Source organism: Chryseobacterium gambrini (assembly GCF_900156825.1).
GTDB classification, from domain to species: Bacteria; Bacteroidota; Bacteroidia; order Flavobacteriales; family Weeksellaceae; genus Chryseobacterium; species Chryseobacterium gambrini.
In genome coordinates, this window is record NZ_FTOV01000004.1 from 1 (window position 1) to 14,024 (window position 14,024).

At 35.7% G+C, this 14,024-nt stretch carries 15 protein-coding genes; 9 read left to right on the forward strand and 6 right to left on the reverse strand.

All coding sequences use genetic code 11. From position 1 onward, the window contains the following. The 7 genes from BW951_RS22715 to BW951_RS09085 all read left to right on the forward strand — a co-directional run. On the forward strand, positions 1–194 hold a 194-nt coding region (locus tag BW951_RS22715; protein WP_175608804.1), incomplete at its 5' end, for a hypothetical protein. Positions 195–439: 245 nt separating this feature from the next. Continuing rightward, positions 440–1,258, forward strand: coding sequence for a hypothetical protein (locus BW951_RS09060; protein ID WP_076392004.1), 819 nt, complete (start codon positions 440–442; stop codon positions 1,256–1,258). A 171-nt stretch (positions 1,259–1,429) separates the two neighbouring features. Next, complete coding sequence (locus tag BW951_RS09065) at positions 1,430–1,825, forward strand: hypothetical protein (RefSeq protein WP_076392006.1); 396 nt, start codon at positions 1,430–1,432, stop codon at positions 1,823–1,825. 10 nt (positions 1,826–1,835) lie between these two features. Continuing rightward, positions 1,836–2,567 (forward strand): CsgE family curli-type amyloid fiber assembly protein, encoded by a 732-nt coding sequence (locus tag BW951_RS09070; RefSeq protein ID WP_084196397.1) that lies wholly within the window; start codon positions 1,836–1,838, stop codon positions 2,565–2,567. Positions 2,568–2,578: 11 nt separating this feature from the next. Then, positions 2,579–2,986, forward strand: a complete 408-nt coding sequence (locus BW951_RS09075) for a curli production assembly/transport component CsgF (protein WP_076392008.1) — start codon at positions 2,579–2,581, stop codon at positions 2,984–2,986. Positions 2,987–3,017: 31 nt separating this feature from the next. Then, positions 3,018–4,382 (forward strand): CsgG/HfaB family protein, encoded by a 1,365-nt coding sequence (locus tag BW951_RS09080; protein ID WP_076392009.1) that lies wholly within the window; start codon positions 3,018–3,020, stop codon positions 4,380–4,382. A 10-nt stretch (positions 4,383–4,392) separates the two neighbouring features. Further along, positions 4,393–5,904, forward strand: a complete 1,512-nt coding sequence (locus BW951_RS09085) for a carboxypeptidase-like regulatory domain-containing protein (RefSeq protein WP_076392011.1) — start codon at positions 4,393–4,395, stop codon at positions 5,902–5,904. 212 nt (positions 5,905–6,116) lie between these two features. Here the strand turns inward: BW951_RS09085 and BW951_RS09090 are convergent, their stop codons facing one another. From BW951_RS09090 to BW951_RS09120, 6 genes are all read right to left on the reverse strand, one after another. Further along, on the reverse strand, positions 6,117–6,764 hold the full coding sequence (locus BW951_RS09090; protein ID WP_076392574.1) for a response regulator transcription factor: 648 nt from the start codon (positions 6,762–6,764) through the stop codon (positions 6,117–6,119). Between the two features lie 453 nt (positions 6,765–7,217). After that, positions 7,218–8,111: a hypothetical protein gene (locus tag BW951_RS09100; protein WP_076392015.1), complete on the reverse strand. Its 894-nt coding sequence runs from the start codon at positions 8,109–8,111 to the stop codon at positions 7,218–7,220. Positions 8,112–8,211: 100 nt separating this feature from the next. Next, complete coding sequence (locus BW951_RS09105; protein ID WP_076392017.1) at positions 8,212–9,624, reverse strand: T9SS type A sorting domain-containing protein; 1,413 nt, start codon at positions 9,622–9,624, stop codon at positions 8,212–8,214. Between the two features lie 80 nt (positions 9,625–9,704). After that, positions 9,705–11,264, reverse strand: coding sequence for an Rne/Rng family ribonuclease (locus BW951_RS09110; protein WP_076392019.1), 1,560 nt, complete (start codon positions 11,262–11,264; stop codon positions 9,705–9,707). 365 nt (positions 11,265–11,629) lie between these two features. After that, complete coding sequence (locus BW951_RS09115; protein WP_027388329.1) at positions 11,630–11,920, reverse strand: HU family DNA-binding protein; 291 nt, start codon at positions 11,918–11,920, stop codon at positions 11,630–11,632. Between the two features lie 140 nt (positions 11,921–12,060). Next, the gene (locus tag BW951_RS09120; protein ID WP_076392021.1) at positions 12,061–12,732 is read right to left on the reverse strand and encodes a LuxR C-terminal-related transcriptional regulator; all 672 of its coding nucleotides are present in this window, start codon (positions 12,730–12,732) and stop codon (positions 12,061–12,063) included. A 180-nt stretch (positions 12,733–12,912) separates the two neighbouring features. On the opposite strand from BW951_RS09120, the gene tssO reads away from it, so the two are divergent. Then, positions 12,913–13,449, forward strand: coding sequence for a type VI secretion system TssO (tssO, locus tag BW951_RS09125; protein WP_076392023.1), 537 nt, complete (start codon positions 12,913–12,915; stop codon positions 13,447–13,449). 11 nt (positions 13,450–13,460) lie between these two features. Next, the gene (locus tag BW951_RS09130; RefSeq protein ID WP_076392025.1) at positions 13,461–13,988 is read left to right on the forward strand and encodes a type VI secretion system transmembrane protein TssO; all 528 of its coding nucleotides are present in this window, start codon (positions 13,461–13,463) and stop codon (positions 13,986–13,988) included. The last annotated feature ends 36 nt before the right edge of the window (positions 13,989–14,024 follow it).

Sequence of the window (14,024 nt, forward strand, 5' to 3'; positions counted from 1 at the left end):
ATCTTCCGAAATACATTAAGTTCAGTGATTTTGCAAGTTACGACAGGAGCAATAAAGTATATGTAAATACGAATTATCTTTACAGAGCAGATGGCGTAAAGATGAGAAAAGTACATAATTATAAGGATCCTTGCTGTCCTAAACACATCATTAGGATTTTGTTTAAAAGAATCATCAGTATTAATTGCAGATAATATTTTACAGTCAAAGATTTCCTTTTCTCAATCTTATGAACTCGATGAAATGAGATTTTTCGTGAGAAATCATAAGCTCAGCCCGTATTTTCCCCTAATCAGAACCCGTGATGCGGTAAAACCAGCAAACGGTGACAAAACCGTACTGTAATCAGTGATTTTTAAAATTTACCATTTTATTGTGGTTCGCGGAGTTCCTGTACAGCCTACCTTTGTCTTACTATTAACCAATTAATTTTAATAATATGAAAAACTTAGTTACAGGTGTATTTACACTATTGGCCATGGGGTTCACATTTGCACAGGCAAATATGGACATGAGCACTCAAAACGGAAACATGAACGTTGCTACAGTAGACCAGACAGGTCTGATGAACGTAAATCAGTTGAATCAGGATGGTAACAGAAATACTGCGGATATTGATCAGGTTGGAATTTTAAACACAAATGAGGCAGAAAGTTTAGGAAACCGAAATGCTGTAGACGTAGAGCAGACCGGTATCGGAAATTCAAATCTTACAAGCCAGACCGGAAATCGTAACGAAGCCACAACATGGCAGGTAGGTATGCTGAATTCTACACAGCAGACACAGCTCGGAACAAGAAATGAAACATCTTCTACACAGTGGGGAAATATGAATACCGCTGTTCAGTATCAGGACGGGGTAAGAAATGATGCTTCTTCTTTCCAGTGGGGGAATAGCAATGCTGCTACCCAGATCCAGTTAGGACAGAGAAACGAAGCTTCCTCCACTCAGGTAGGTGATGAGAACACTTTGCTGCAATATCAGCAGGGTAATGATAACAGTGCAACAAATATTCAGACAGGCGATAATAACATTGCTGCAGCCTTCCAGGTGGGGGATGATAATATGGCAATGGGAAGCCAGACAGGAGACGACAACCTGCTGGTTCAACTGCAGATCGGCGATGGAAACAGCGCTATGAATACACAGTCCGGTGACGGAAATCTGGCGGCGGTAAGCCAAAGCGGAGATGCACACATCCACGTTGGAAGTCAAATAGGAAACAATAATTCTTTAATGGTTAATCAATCAAATTAGTACTTCTGTAATCTGAAGTTTGGGAGAGACTGCGGTCTCTCCTTTTGATTTTTTAACAGCCATTTTCAGTCGGTATTTCTACGTAACTGAAACCAGTGATTTTAAAAGATTACCGATTACACGTGTTTTGTGCCATGTTACATTAGACTAACTTTATCAAAATTAATAATCATGTTTACTCTAAGATGGGGTGTCTTTGCAATGTTCTTCTTCCTATCTGTAAAATCTCAACAGATAGATTGGGACAGGATTAACAGCAATAATGTTCTCAGCGTTATCACTGTACAGAATCCGGATCTTGCAGCTTCCTCCGATATTATTCAGATGGGTAACGGTAATCATGCAGAGCTTTCCATCAATGCCAAAACAGATATTGCGGTAAGACAGTCGGGAGACTATAATGCGCTTTACTTTGTGAATTCATTTTCGGAAGCAGAAACAAAAACTGCAGTTACAACTCAAGGCAATAACAATATTATTGATATCACGGGAAGCAACAGTATATCCGAAGGTTTGCAGATCCACGTAAAAGGCGATAACAAAACCATCTTCATGAGGAATTATTAAAAATCAGGTGATGAAAAACAGGTTTTCCTTTATTTTGTGTACTTTTTTTATCCTTCTGTCACACACCACTTTCAGTCAGGAGGATAAAAAAGTCACGGTAAAAATAGAAAGCAAAGTCGTTGAAGACCAGATTCAGCTGAAAGCAGTGGTTGCCAATAACACCTCAATCTATGCAGAACTGAATTATCTTCTGATTTCAATTAAAAAAGGAAACGGAGGAAACCTTTCCAATAACAAGCAGAGCGGTAAATTTTCAATCAATCCCAACGAAGTAAAGGTTTTGTCTGAAATAAACGTAAATCTTGAAAAGAAAGACGCTTTAAAAGCTTTTCTCTATGTAAAAGATGAAGAAACCCAGAAGCTTATTGCGAAAGACAGTCTTGAGCTCAACGGAGATTTGTTCAGAAAGAAAATTGCAGGAATTGAAGAAGATGTTTTTTTCGAATTAAAAGGTTTAACGATTGATGAAACCAAAAGCAAAGTAGGAAAGGACTTCTATGATATGTTTTATATGAATTACAGCCAGATTCAGGATAAACTCAATGCCGCTGTAAAAATTTCAGAACTTCCCGTCCGCGGAACCAACGGACAGATCAATATCGAAATTGAAGATAAAATTATATACAGTTTTATAACCAACCCAAGCGAAGATTACCTGAAAGAACAGTTGGTTGCCACTTTAAAGTATATAAAAGAATTTAATGCTAAAAAAAATCTGATCAAGAATGAATTCATCTATTAATAACACCAGCCATGAAAACTCTTATTACTCTACTCAGCATTTTTGCGGGAATTTTCTCAGGAAAAGCACAACAGCTCGTTTACAAGCCCATTAATCCCGCTTTCGGAGGAGATACATTTAATTATCAGTGGCTTTTAAGCTCTGCCAATGCTCAGAATCAGTTTGATGATAAAAAAAGCAACAGCTTACTCGATAATTTTAATTCTCTCGACAGCTTCAGCCAGAGCCTTAACCGTCAGGTTTTGAGTGAGCTGTCCAGGAAATTATTTGCAGACCAGTTCGGAGAAGGAAGTATTCAGCCGGGAAATTACCTGTTCGGCTCCATGTACTTACAGATTACCGCTACCGCTCAGGGACTGCTGATTAACATTTTGGATACCAAAACAGGCGATCAGTCCGAGATTGTTATTCCAAAATAAAGAAGATTACCAATTACTAATTTTTTTGACCATGAGATCCACAACCTACACCAGAATTTTTTTCTGGGTGATAATGCTGTGCATTCTACAGGCATGCAGCTCTTTGCTCGGATTGCCCTCCAGTCCGGAAAAGTCTACGCTTGGCGAAAGCACGCAATACACCACAGAACTTAAAAATTTACCCCTGCCCAAAGAAAAAATCGTGATCGGAGTATATAAATTCCGGGATCAGACAGGGCAGTACAAACCTGCTGAAAACGGAAACAACTGGAGTACAGCCGTTCCGCAGGGAACCACCACCATTTTAATCAAAGCATTAGAAGACAGCAAATGGTTTATCCCGATTGAAAGAGAAAATATTGCCAACCTCTTAAACGAAAGGCAGATCATCCGTTCCACAAGGCAGGAATACCTTAAAGATGCCGATAAAAACAGTCAGGCATTGCCTCCGCTCTTATACGCCGGAATTTTACTCGAAGGAGGCGTTATTTCCTATGACAGCAATATTATGACAGGCGGACTGGGTGCAAGATATTTCGGAATCGGGGCTTCTACACAATACCGACAGGATCGGATTACCATTTATCTGCGTGCCGTTTCTACATTAAATGGCGAAATTCTTAAAACTGTCTATACTTCAAAAACCATTCTATCCACAAGCGTTAACGGAAGTTTTTTCAGATATATCGATACCGAAAGATTGCTGGAAGCAGAAGTCGGTTTAACGCAGAACGAGCCTGTTCAGCTTGCCGTTACCGAAGCGATTGAAAAAGCAGTAAAAGGGTTGATTGTAGAAGGAATTAAAGATAAGATCTGGGGGAAATCAGCCGATAATATTGAGAATTATCAGGCAATACTGGATGAATATGACAGAGAGCAGAAAAATAATGTAAACAGAGCGATCGGAAATAAATTTCCGGGCAGTTACCGAAAGAATTTTGCTGTTTTCGGAAACTTGGAAGCACAAAAAATTAAAGACGATTACGTAAATCCCAAAATGAATATTGGCGGAAAACTGGGTTTTAAATATTTCATGAATCCTAATTTCAATCTTGAATTCAATTCAAACGTATTTACATTAGAAAATGAAAACATTGTAAAAAGAACTTTCCTTGTTCCGGAAATTAATATCGAATATCTGCTTTTCCCGAAATATAAATTCACACCCTACATTTACGGTGGAGCAGGAGTGATGTATTCTGAGATCAAACCTCAGTACAAAGCACAGTTTGGCGGCGGCTTCGAGTATATTTTTGCTAAAAATATAGGCTTAAGAGCATCTTCTCAGTACGATCTGGGTTTTAAAGATCAATGGGAGGGGCTTATCAACGGGCAAAGAAAAGATCAGGCACTGAGATTTTCGCTGGGACTTAATTTTTATATCGGTAACCAATAAACCCTGAACTATGAAAACAATACTTAAAATATTCAGCATATTTATTTTTTCCCTGCTTCTGTTTTCCTGCAATGAAGAGCTTGTAGATCAGGCACAGACAGGAACGCTAAAAGGGAAAGTAGTAAAAAGAGGAACCAATGCCCCGATTGCCAATGTGAAAATTTTCACTTCTCCCAGTACACAGACTGTGTTTTCCGCAGCAGACGGATCTTTTGAAATTACAGGAATGCCTATCGGGAATTATTCTGTAAAAGCAGAACTTACCGGCTACGTTACCAATTATCAGGCGGTTAATATTCAGACCAATAATCAGGCGGTGAGTGTGGTTTTTGAAATGGATGATGACAAATCTTTAAATTCTCCTCCCACAGCTCCGGTATTATTAAGTCCTGTTGATAATGCGGTCAGTCAGCCTTTAAGTGTAGAACTTACATGGAATGCAAGCGATCCGGATACCAAAGATGAACTTACATACAGTTTAACAATTAAAAATAACGTTAATACAAATGTGGTTCAGGTAAATGATGTAACGGTAAAACATTACACCCTTTCCAATCTTAATTACGGAGTAAGCTATTTCTGGCAGGTTTCCGTTTCAGATGGGATTCATCCTCCGGTGATGAGTGCCATCGGTAAATTTACCACCAGTACAGTTCCAACGAACCGCTATCATTATGTTCGGAAACTCAACGGGAATCTTGTGATCGTTTCCAGTGATGCTTCAGGAACGAATTTTCAGTTTACCAATTCTTCTTTCAACAGTTGGCGTCCGAGAAAAAATAATAATTCAGGGCTGGTTGCTTTTTTAAGAACTGAAGGCGGAAGCAATCATATTTACACTGCAAATCCGGATGGTTCCAATCTTTTTAAAGTAACCACAGTGCCGGTTGCAGGCTTCAGGAATGATGAGCTGGATTTTTCCTGGAGTACAAACGGACAGGAATTTTTATATGCAAATTTTAATAAATTATACAGAATTAATAAAGACGGAAGCGGTCTGAATCTCGTTTACACCACGCCGGACGGAAGCATGATCTCCGAGTGCGACTGGAGCTATGACGGAACTAAAATAGCATTAAAAACCAATGATTACAGCGGTTACAATTCAAAAATTTACGTGATTGATATGCTGGGAAATGTTCTTAAAACCGTTCTCACGGGACTTCCCGGAGCCAGTGGCGGACTGAATTTTTCCGTCGACGGACAAATGCTGCTTTATTCGCGGGATATTTCAGGATATCAGGATACTTCCGGTAATTACAGACAACTGGATTCCCATGTTTTTGTCTATAATCTAACAACAAACACAAACCACGATATCTCGGTGGAAAGCGATAAGGTGATGGGAACCAACGATCTCGATCCCAGATTTTCGCCGAACAATGCTCAGGTAATTTTCATGAATACTTCTAATGATAACATCTCCCAACGGAATGTTATGGTTATTGATCTGAACAGCTCGATGACGGATCTCACTAGAGCTGTTCTTTTCAGTAACGCGGAAATGCCGGATTACGAATAACGTTTATGAAATTACTTATCTGTGAATGGCCAATTCAAAGACATTCAGTGCGAATGGTTAGCTGTCAATCCTTAATTACCATTTGCCTGTAAAGTACAATTGGCTGTTCACCTTTTAATCGGAAACATTTTTTGATTTTTTCATGGTTCTTAAAAGGAAATTCCAAACCCGTAAGTTTGGAATTTTTTTTAATGAAAAATTGGAGCTGCCGTTTAATCTATGATATGATTTTCCAATGCATATTTTACAACTCCTACCGAATTTTTTACATTCAGTTTTAAAAGAATTCTTTTTCTGTGTGTTTCTACCGTGTTTATGCTTATGAAAAGTTTTTCAGAGATGTCTTTGCTGCTGAGTCCGTCGCAGATTAATTTCAGGATTTCCATTTCGCGCCTCGTTAACGGATCTTTTATTGAGTTTTTCCCCGTGTCCTGTTCGTTGCTGATGAAATTTACCATTCTGTCTTTTGCATGATTGCAGACATAAATTTCATTGGAAAGTAGTGCCTCGATTGATTTTATAAATTCATCGTAGCTGCTGTTTTTATCCAGGTAGCTTTTGATGCCTTTGTTGAATAATTTCCGGATGTCGATCACATCATAATCGTTTCCTATAATAATAATCTTAATCGCTTTATTTTCGGTGGTAATATTTTCCACAGATTTATATAGTTCCGTAAAAATCAGCATATTGGCACTGATCATGAGAAATTCCGGCGGATCGTCCTTCAAAAGTATTTTTAATGCTTCCGGGCAGTTGCAAATATCAATTGTTGTGAAAATTCCACTTTGTTCGAGAAGTTTTGAGAGCCCTTCCGTATACAACAGAGGTTCGTCGAAGATGGTTAATCTTGGTCTCATCATGATTAGTTTTAGTTTATATAAAAATAAGAAAAAAACATAATATTTTAATAAATATAATCAAAAAATATATTATTATTGTAGTTAAATGTGTAAAATATTTTATTTTTTTATGATTATTTGATAAATAATTCCCTTTAATTTGAGTTTTGAAGCCAAATTGTAGAGTTATTGATGATGGATGTCCGTATTTATAGTGGTTTTGAATGGTTCATTTCAATTTAGAAAAATATTTAACTAACACTTTTGGGATTTGTTTTACCGGAAAATTTATTGAGCCAGAAATGAAATTAGTTTACTTTAAGATGAAGTTTTTAATCTTTAGAACATTAATTTATGAAGAAGATCCTATCAAAATTTACTGTCAAAATAAATTTTATAATTTACTTTATGCTAAAGCACTGAAAACTACTATTATTTCACCTCCATGGATTCAGATTTGATCTTTCCGTTTTAATTTATCAGAAGAGCATAGAATTTCGAATTTTTAAGAATACTTTTTACTATTTTTTCTCGGTCTTTTTCAGTTGTTGCATCATACAGTTTCCAATACGGAAGTGTTACATTTCTGTCTAAAAATTTAATGCTGTAAACAGTGTACTTGTATGTGCCGTTCATTTTCTTTTCTGAAATCAAATTTTTAAATGCTTTTTCAAATTTTATTTTTAAATCTTCTTTTGTGTTATTTTTTAAAAGAAGATCATAAGCCTGCTTAATGATTTCAGAATTATCAGCCAAACCATTTTCTATCAATAATGGGATTAAAATATCCAGTGCTTTTTCATTTTCCTTTAGTCCGATGTAACTTTTACTGTATTTTTCTGCTATTAGAATGTGTTCCATTGCATTGGCATTTCCGCAAAAAGACTTAAAAGGATGTTCATTCGCTTTATCCAGAAATTTTATTACCTCTGTGAAATTATTATTTTCAAGTTCAATGTCTGCAAGGCTTTGATAGATTTGATTTAGATATGAATTTAGAGATTGGTTGTCATGCTCTTTGCCGATTTTTTGATCTTCAATTAATTTTAAACAAAAAAGATAGGATTTTTTTGCATCATTATATTGATGAAGACCTTGTTCCTTAGATGCTTTGCCTAAAAATGCTGCAAATAAATATTCAGAATTCGGATAATCCAGAACAAATTGATTGTATCTTAAAAGAATTTCATTTTGAATTTGGATAATACTTTTTGAATTTAATGAAACTGTATCAGTTTCATAGATGATTTTACTCAGTAAAGAATCTTCTATTTTAATTATTTTATTTAGGGCTAACGAATCCTCTTTCTGACCAAAAGCAACAAAAAAAGACAACAATAGAATAAAGGAGAAAATGTTTCTCATTTCAGGTATTAGTTTTTATAATAAGCGTGTAAAATTATGAAAATCAGATCATAAAAAATCTCCGTAAAAATACGGAGATTTTAAATTTTATGCGTTAAAATTAATTTTTGATAATCTTTTTTGTTAAAACGTTACCATTATCTAAAGTTACTTTTGCAATGAAAACTCCTTTCGGAAGTTCAGAAATATCTGAATTGTTTTCTCGTATGGTCTTTAGAAGCTCTCCGTCGATAGAATAAATGTCTATTTTGCCTATTTTTTCTTTCGATTTATAAACTAAATTTTGTCTTACAGGATTCTCAATTACAATAAATGGGACATCTGTTTTTGCTTCATTGGAAACAGATAATGTAGAAGTATTCAACATGAATTTTAAAATCTTATCTACGCCTTTTACAGCAATAATATTGTTATCGTTAATAATCATTTCGCCGATAAAATACGGTGTTCCTGTTGTTTCAGAATAATAATTGAAGATAGGATCAATCGCCCCGGTTGAAGTAATTTTAGAAATAAAGAATGTCTCTCCGAACGAACCGGTTAATCCTGAAATATAATAATTTCCATTTTTTTCATTAATTATTGATGATAATGCAATTACGTTGAAAGGAAAAGAATTGCTGTCAAAAACAAAAGTGTTATCGTGATCTCCGTTAGGTTTGATTCTAAATATTTCATTATTAATATTCGAACATACGATATTGTTATTGCTGTCCATGAAAGCGGAATTAACGCCTCCCGGATTTGAGGTGAAAGCAAGCACTCCATTATTTCCGAAGCTGGTAAAAGGTTGTCCGTTATTATTGTATTTTTCTAAAGCTCCGTATGTATAAGCATTGGTATTATTGCTTATGAAACTGATAATATTGGATTGGTTATCTAAGAATATAAAATTTCCTAAAGTGTTGAAAGACCCATTATTTCCGAAAGTAGTATCGATACTTCCATTATTGTTTAATCTGTAGATGCTTGTATAATGAATGCCTGGTCCGGGAGCTGCATATCCATAAACAATTATTTTACTGTTTTGAAGATAGAAACCATATCCTGTACTGTTGTAATCTGTTCCTATGTTATCAATTTTAGCAATTCCGTTTATTCCAAATGTTGTATCGAGTTGTCCGTTTGGAAGTAATCTTACAATTGCGGATCCACTGGAATAGAAACACATAATGAGAATTTTCCCGTCAGTTTGTTTTTTCAGTTCACTTTGTTCACCACTGAAATAATTACTAATTATTGTTTCTCCGTTATTTCCAAAAGATGTATCCACTGTTCCGTTAGCATTAAGCTTGGATACAACGCATTCGGGAGCTCCTAATGAGGGATTGTCTTTTGCGTAAGTAAAATAAATACTGTTGTCTGAATTTTGAATAATTCTGTTCCAATAATAATTATTAGAGCCTGTAACTGTATATTTTCCGTTTGAAGCAAAAGAGCTGTCGTATGATAGAATCTGTGCAAAAGTAAGATGTACTACAGTAAGCAGCACAAGAAATAATAGTTTTCTCATTTGTGTTTAAAATTCTTTTGTGTAATCTGATACAAATATATAAAAAAACCTCTAGTTTTCTAGAGGTTTAAAATTTTGTATTAATTAGAATATCCTATCAATTCTTCTTTATTGGAATTGTAAATTCTGTATTCTAAATATTTAAAAGAATCCCTTGGAATAACGGTTACCCACTTTTTGTATTTCATAAACCATTTCATCTGGATGCTTTTGATTCCTTTCGTAAGGTAAGCTTCCACAAATGGATGTACATGCAGGTAAAGTTTTCCTTTTTCCTTTTGCATAATGGTTCTCAGGGTTTCTTCCATTCTTTCCACGATCACGATCGGAGCTACGATTTCTCCGTCTTTGTTCGGGTTTTCTTCTTTGGTGTCGATCTGTTTTTCCGGACGGTTTCTTTGTCTGGTAATCTGTATCAGCCCGAATTTACTCGGCGGAAGAATCTTATGGCGGGCTTTGTCTCGCTTCATTTCTTCTTTCAGATGTTCGTACAGATCTCTTCTGTGTTCTGCGTTGGGCATGTCGATAAAATCGATCACAATAATTCCACCCATATCACGGAGACGCAGTTGTCTTGCGATCTCGGTTGCTGCCATTTTATTCACCTTTAAGGCGTGTTCTTTGTTTACGGCAGCTCCGGTTGTGATATTATTTCCGGAGTTTACGTCGACTACGTGAAGCGCTTCAGTGTGTTCTATCACCAGATAAGCACCTTTTGAGCTTGGGATATTGACGTGTTTTCCAAAGCTTTGTTTGAGCTGTTTTTCAACATTGTAATATTCCAGAAGAGGAATATGGGAATCGTAAAAATGGACAATATTTTTCCTTTCCGGAGCGATAACTTCCAGATAGTTTTTCATTTCTTCCACCATCTGTTCGTCGTCGCAGGTAATGCTCACGAAATCCTGGTTGAAATTGTCTCTTAAAATAGCTGAAGCTTTATCATCTTCGCTTAAGACTCTGGACGGAACTTTATTTTTCTGTATATTTTTGAAGGTTGTTTCCCACTTCTGAATCAGCTGATTCATATCATTGTGCAGGTCTGCAACTTTTTTGCCTTCGGCTACGGTTCTTATAATAACCCCGAATCCTTCAGGCTTGATGCTTTCGATTAAGGTTCTCAGTCTCTCTTTTTCTTCAAAGCTTTTCACTTTCTTGGAAATCGAAACTTTGTTATCGAAAGGAATAAGTACCAAAAAACGACCTGTTAAAGAAACCTGAGTGGAAATTCTCGGTCCTTTGGTAGAAATGGGTTCTTTGGTAATCTGAAGCAGAACAAGATCGTCTTTGGCGATTACCTTGTCTACCGTTCCGTTTTTGTCTATTTCGGATTGTATCTCGAAATTTTTTAAGCTTGAAGTATTCTGTTTTTTGGAAATGGTATCTCGTAAAAATTTTCTGTACGTAAGATACTGTGGTCCCAGATCCTGATAATGCAAAAAGGCGTCTTTTTCGTATCCGATGTTTACGAAAGCTGCATTAAGGTTAGGTGCCAGTTTTTTTACTTTCCCAACAAACAAATCTCCAACTATAAAATCGCTTTTGTCCTCTTGCTCATGAAGTTCACATAGTCTTCCGTCTTCCAGCAGTGCAATCTTTGTAAGATCATCCTCATGCGAAACTATTAGTTCTTTCTTCATTTTGTTGTAAGATAAAATTGTTAAGATTGTAGGAAAAGAGTGTTTTTTTCATCAAATAAATTTTAACCTTAAGTTAAGCATAACAATTGAATGAATGATAATTTTTTTGATAAAATATAAAACGTTCTTTTCCTTAGACATCTTATAGTTGCAAAACAAAATATAGTCGGTGAGGCTTTAAAATTTAAAATCACCAACTATATCTTTATATTGTAAATCTCGAGAAAAAGAGATTATTTCTTCTTATGTCTGTTCGCTCTTCTTCTTTTCTTTCTCTTATGAGTTGCAACCTTGTGTCTTTTTCTTTTCTTTCCGCTTGGCATAATTATAATTTTTTAGTAACTAGTTAATATTCAGTTAATGTCTTATTTTACTGTAACTTTCGTTTTTACTTTCTCCACAAAAGATTTTGATGGTTTGAAAGCAGGAATGTTATGAGCAGGGATTTCAATGGCAGTGTTTTTAGAGATGTTTCTTCCTGTTTTTGCTGCTCTTGTTTTAATGATAAAAGATCCAAAACCTCTTAGATAAACGTTATCTCCATTATACATAGAAGTCCTGATTTCTTGCATAAATGCCTCTACAACTTTCTGTGTTTCATTCTTTTCGGTTCCCAACTTATTTGAGATGGTGTTTACCAATTCTGCCTTTGTCATTTCCTTATTTTAATTTTAAATTTTAGGTGTGCAAATTTAGTTAAAAAAATTGAATATTAGCAAATTAGTGGTAAAATATTTTTTGATAAGAGGTTGAGAACTCAGTATTTATTCTGTATAGATGTCGTCGTAAGTCACGATTACATACTCGAATTGTAGTAGCCATTCTCCACGCAGAAGCGGATGAGGTGCAGTTTTGTCTTCAGTCCGAGCTTTTCCGTAAGGCGGTTAATGTACGTGTCAATGGTTCTCGTGCTGAGATTCAGTTTTTCTCCTATCTCCTTGTTACTGAAGCCTTCATAGCAGAATTTCATCAGTTGAATTTCTGTAGGAGAAAGTTCTTCCTGACTTTTTTTCTGGCGGTTCATATAATCCATTACCGCTAAAGGCTGCTGTTCCCACTGTTTCGTATAGGCTTCATAATCGAAGCTGTCTGAGGTAATTTTTCCTTTGATAATTTCTTTAATAATCGTACTTTTTTTCTGGCAGTAGAAAGTATTGGGAATTTTAGAAAGAATTTCCGCCATATCTTCCTGATACGTTCCGGAATATGTAATAATTGGGGTTTCAGAATCGCTTTTCCGGATGTATTTAATGGCTTCCAGCCCGCTGAGAACAGGCATAAAAAGCTCTACAATAAATACATCTTCCTGCCTTCTGTAATTCCTGCTGATCAGTTCATGCCCGTTGTTGCAGTCGTTCAGCAGCATGTAGAAAGGATTTTCCGTCAGCGTTTTGATCATTATTTTTTTAAAATAAAAATCACTGTCGGCAATAGAAAATCGCACAGTATTGGTTAATATTTTGCTCACTTTTAATATCGATTTGGTGGATGATAATTAAAATTCAGATCACTAAATTAGGAAAATATGCTGAAAGTGAAAATTAATCTTAATTTAATTCAAAAAATAGAATTATTTAAGGTAAAAACTTAAATTTTGTGCATAAATTATTTTTTTATAATTTCACAGAACCAAACCAAATCACAAAATATGTCTTCGATCAGGGAGAAAAAATTAAACAAAGCAGACGTTAGGGTAGGCATTTGGAAATTTGTTCTATCATTCATTGTCTTATCGGGTGTATCCTTCATCTGTGTCTTTTTCTTTTTTAAAAGCTATGATATCCAGCGGGAAGGAATCAAAAAACAGGCGGATGACTACCGCGAACTGCTCACCAGAAGCGACCTTCTCAGGATTCACGTCGACAGCATCCTGTATCGTATGGATCAGCTCGATATCAATAAGGTGGATAATGATATTTTCCTCCGCAACTACATTATGGATAACGTAAGAGATGCCAAAAACATCATGGGAAAAGACAGTGCCGACAATTTTAAGCATTATTCCATCCTCATGAAGCAGATTGAGCCGATGCTTGCACTGAAAAACCAGATCGTGAACGTTTCTTACAAAGAGCAGAATGCTTTACGGGATCTCAGCGAATGCCGCGGTAAAGTAGGCATTGTAAACCACGAACTCAGGGTAGATCCTACAAGAAAATTTTCGGGAAGCCGACGAAGAAGATAAAAACTAAAATTATGCAGGGACAAATCACACTATCGAAAAAAGAAAGGCATTATCAGTTTTTATATTTGATCTTAATGCTTTTTGCAGCGCTTATTTTTCTGGCAATTATCTTTTTAAAAGGTTTTGAATCTCCGTTTTCAGACGAAGACATGATCTCGGTACAGAATCTTGAAGAAAAGGCAAAATTCGATCAGAAGCAGAAATTTTCCTACAAAACCTTAGACAGCACATTTTCTATGATTAATAAGCTGACAGACGAATCGCCGCAGCCTTTCGTGGAAAGCAATATTATGTACGGAATTAATGATGTTGCCAATTACTTCCAGAACGGAGACAATATTTCAGACATCAGAAAAGATGCGTATCCGCAGATTGCGAAATTCTACAAAATGTATTTCAACGACAAAAAAGTAATTTCCAGCAAAACGGAAAACATTAAAAGCTTCGAAAAACAGTTTGAAGAATGCTCCATAGGTTTTAAAGAAAAGAAAAGTCAGCTTTTTCAGCGGGAAACAGCTTTAAAAGCACGGACTCAGTAAATTTTAACATCCTTTTCATAAGACACACCAAATAAA

What these genes read in the sequence shown, in the direction of transcription:
- BW951_RS09060 (WP_076392004.1), top strand. Translation starts at nt 440, where the DNA reads ATGAAAAACTTAGTTACAGGTGTATTTACACTATTGGCCATGGGGTTC.
- BW951_RS09065 (WP_076392006.1), top strand. Translation starts at nt 1,430, where the DNA reads ATGTTTACTCTAAGATGGGGTGTCTTTGCAATGTTCTTCTTCCTATCT.
- BW951_RS09070 (WP_084196397.1), top strand. Translation starts at nt 1,836, where the DNA reads ATGAAAAACAGGTTTTCCTTTATTTTGTGTACTTTTTTTATCCTTCTG.
- BW951_RS09075 (WP_076392008.1), top strand. Translation starts at nt 2,579, where the DNA reads ATGAAAACTCTTATTACTCTACTCAGCATTTTTGCGGGAATTTTCTCA.
- BW951_RS09080 (WP_076392009.1), top strand. Translation starts at nt 3,018, where the DNA reads ATGAGATCCACAACCTACACCAGAATTTTTTTCTGGGTGATAATGCTG.
- BW951_RS09085 (WP_076392011.1), top strand. Translation starts at nt 4,393, where the DNA reads ATGAAAACAATACTTAAAATATTCAGCATATTTATTTTTTCCCTGCTT.
- BW951_RS09090 (WP_076392574.1), bottom strand. Translation starts at nt 6,764, where the DNA reads ATGAGACCAAGATTAACCATCTTCGACGAACCTCTGTTGTATACGGAA.
- BW951_RS09100 (WP_076392015.1), bottom strand. Translation starts at nt 8,111, where the DNA reads ATGAGAAACATTTTCTCCTTTATTCTATTGTTGTCTTTTTTTGTTGCT.
- BW951_RS09105 (WP_076392017.1), bottom strand. Translation starts at nt 9,624, where the DNA reads ATGAGAAAACTATTATTTCTTGTGCTGCTTACTGTAGTACATCTTACT.
- BW951_RS09110 (WP_076392019.1), bottom strand. Translation starts at nt 11,264, where the DNA reads ATGAAGAAAGAACTAATAGTTTCGCATGAGGATGATCTTACAAAGATT.
- BW951_RS09115 (WP_027388329.1), bottom strand. Translation starts at nt 11,920, where the DNA reads ATGACAAAGGCAGAATTGGTAAACACCATCTCAAATAAGTTGGGAACC.
- tssO (WP_076392023.1), top strand. Translation starts at nt 12,913, where the DNA reads ATGTCTTCGATCAGGGAGAAAAAATTAAACAAAGCAGACGTTAGGGTA.
- BW951_RS09130 (WP_076392025.1), top strand. Translation starts at nt 13,461, where the DNA reads ATGCAGGGACAAATCACACTATCGAAAAAAGAAAGGCATTATCAGTTT.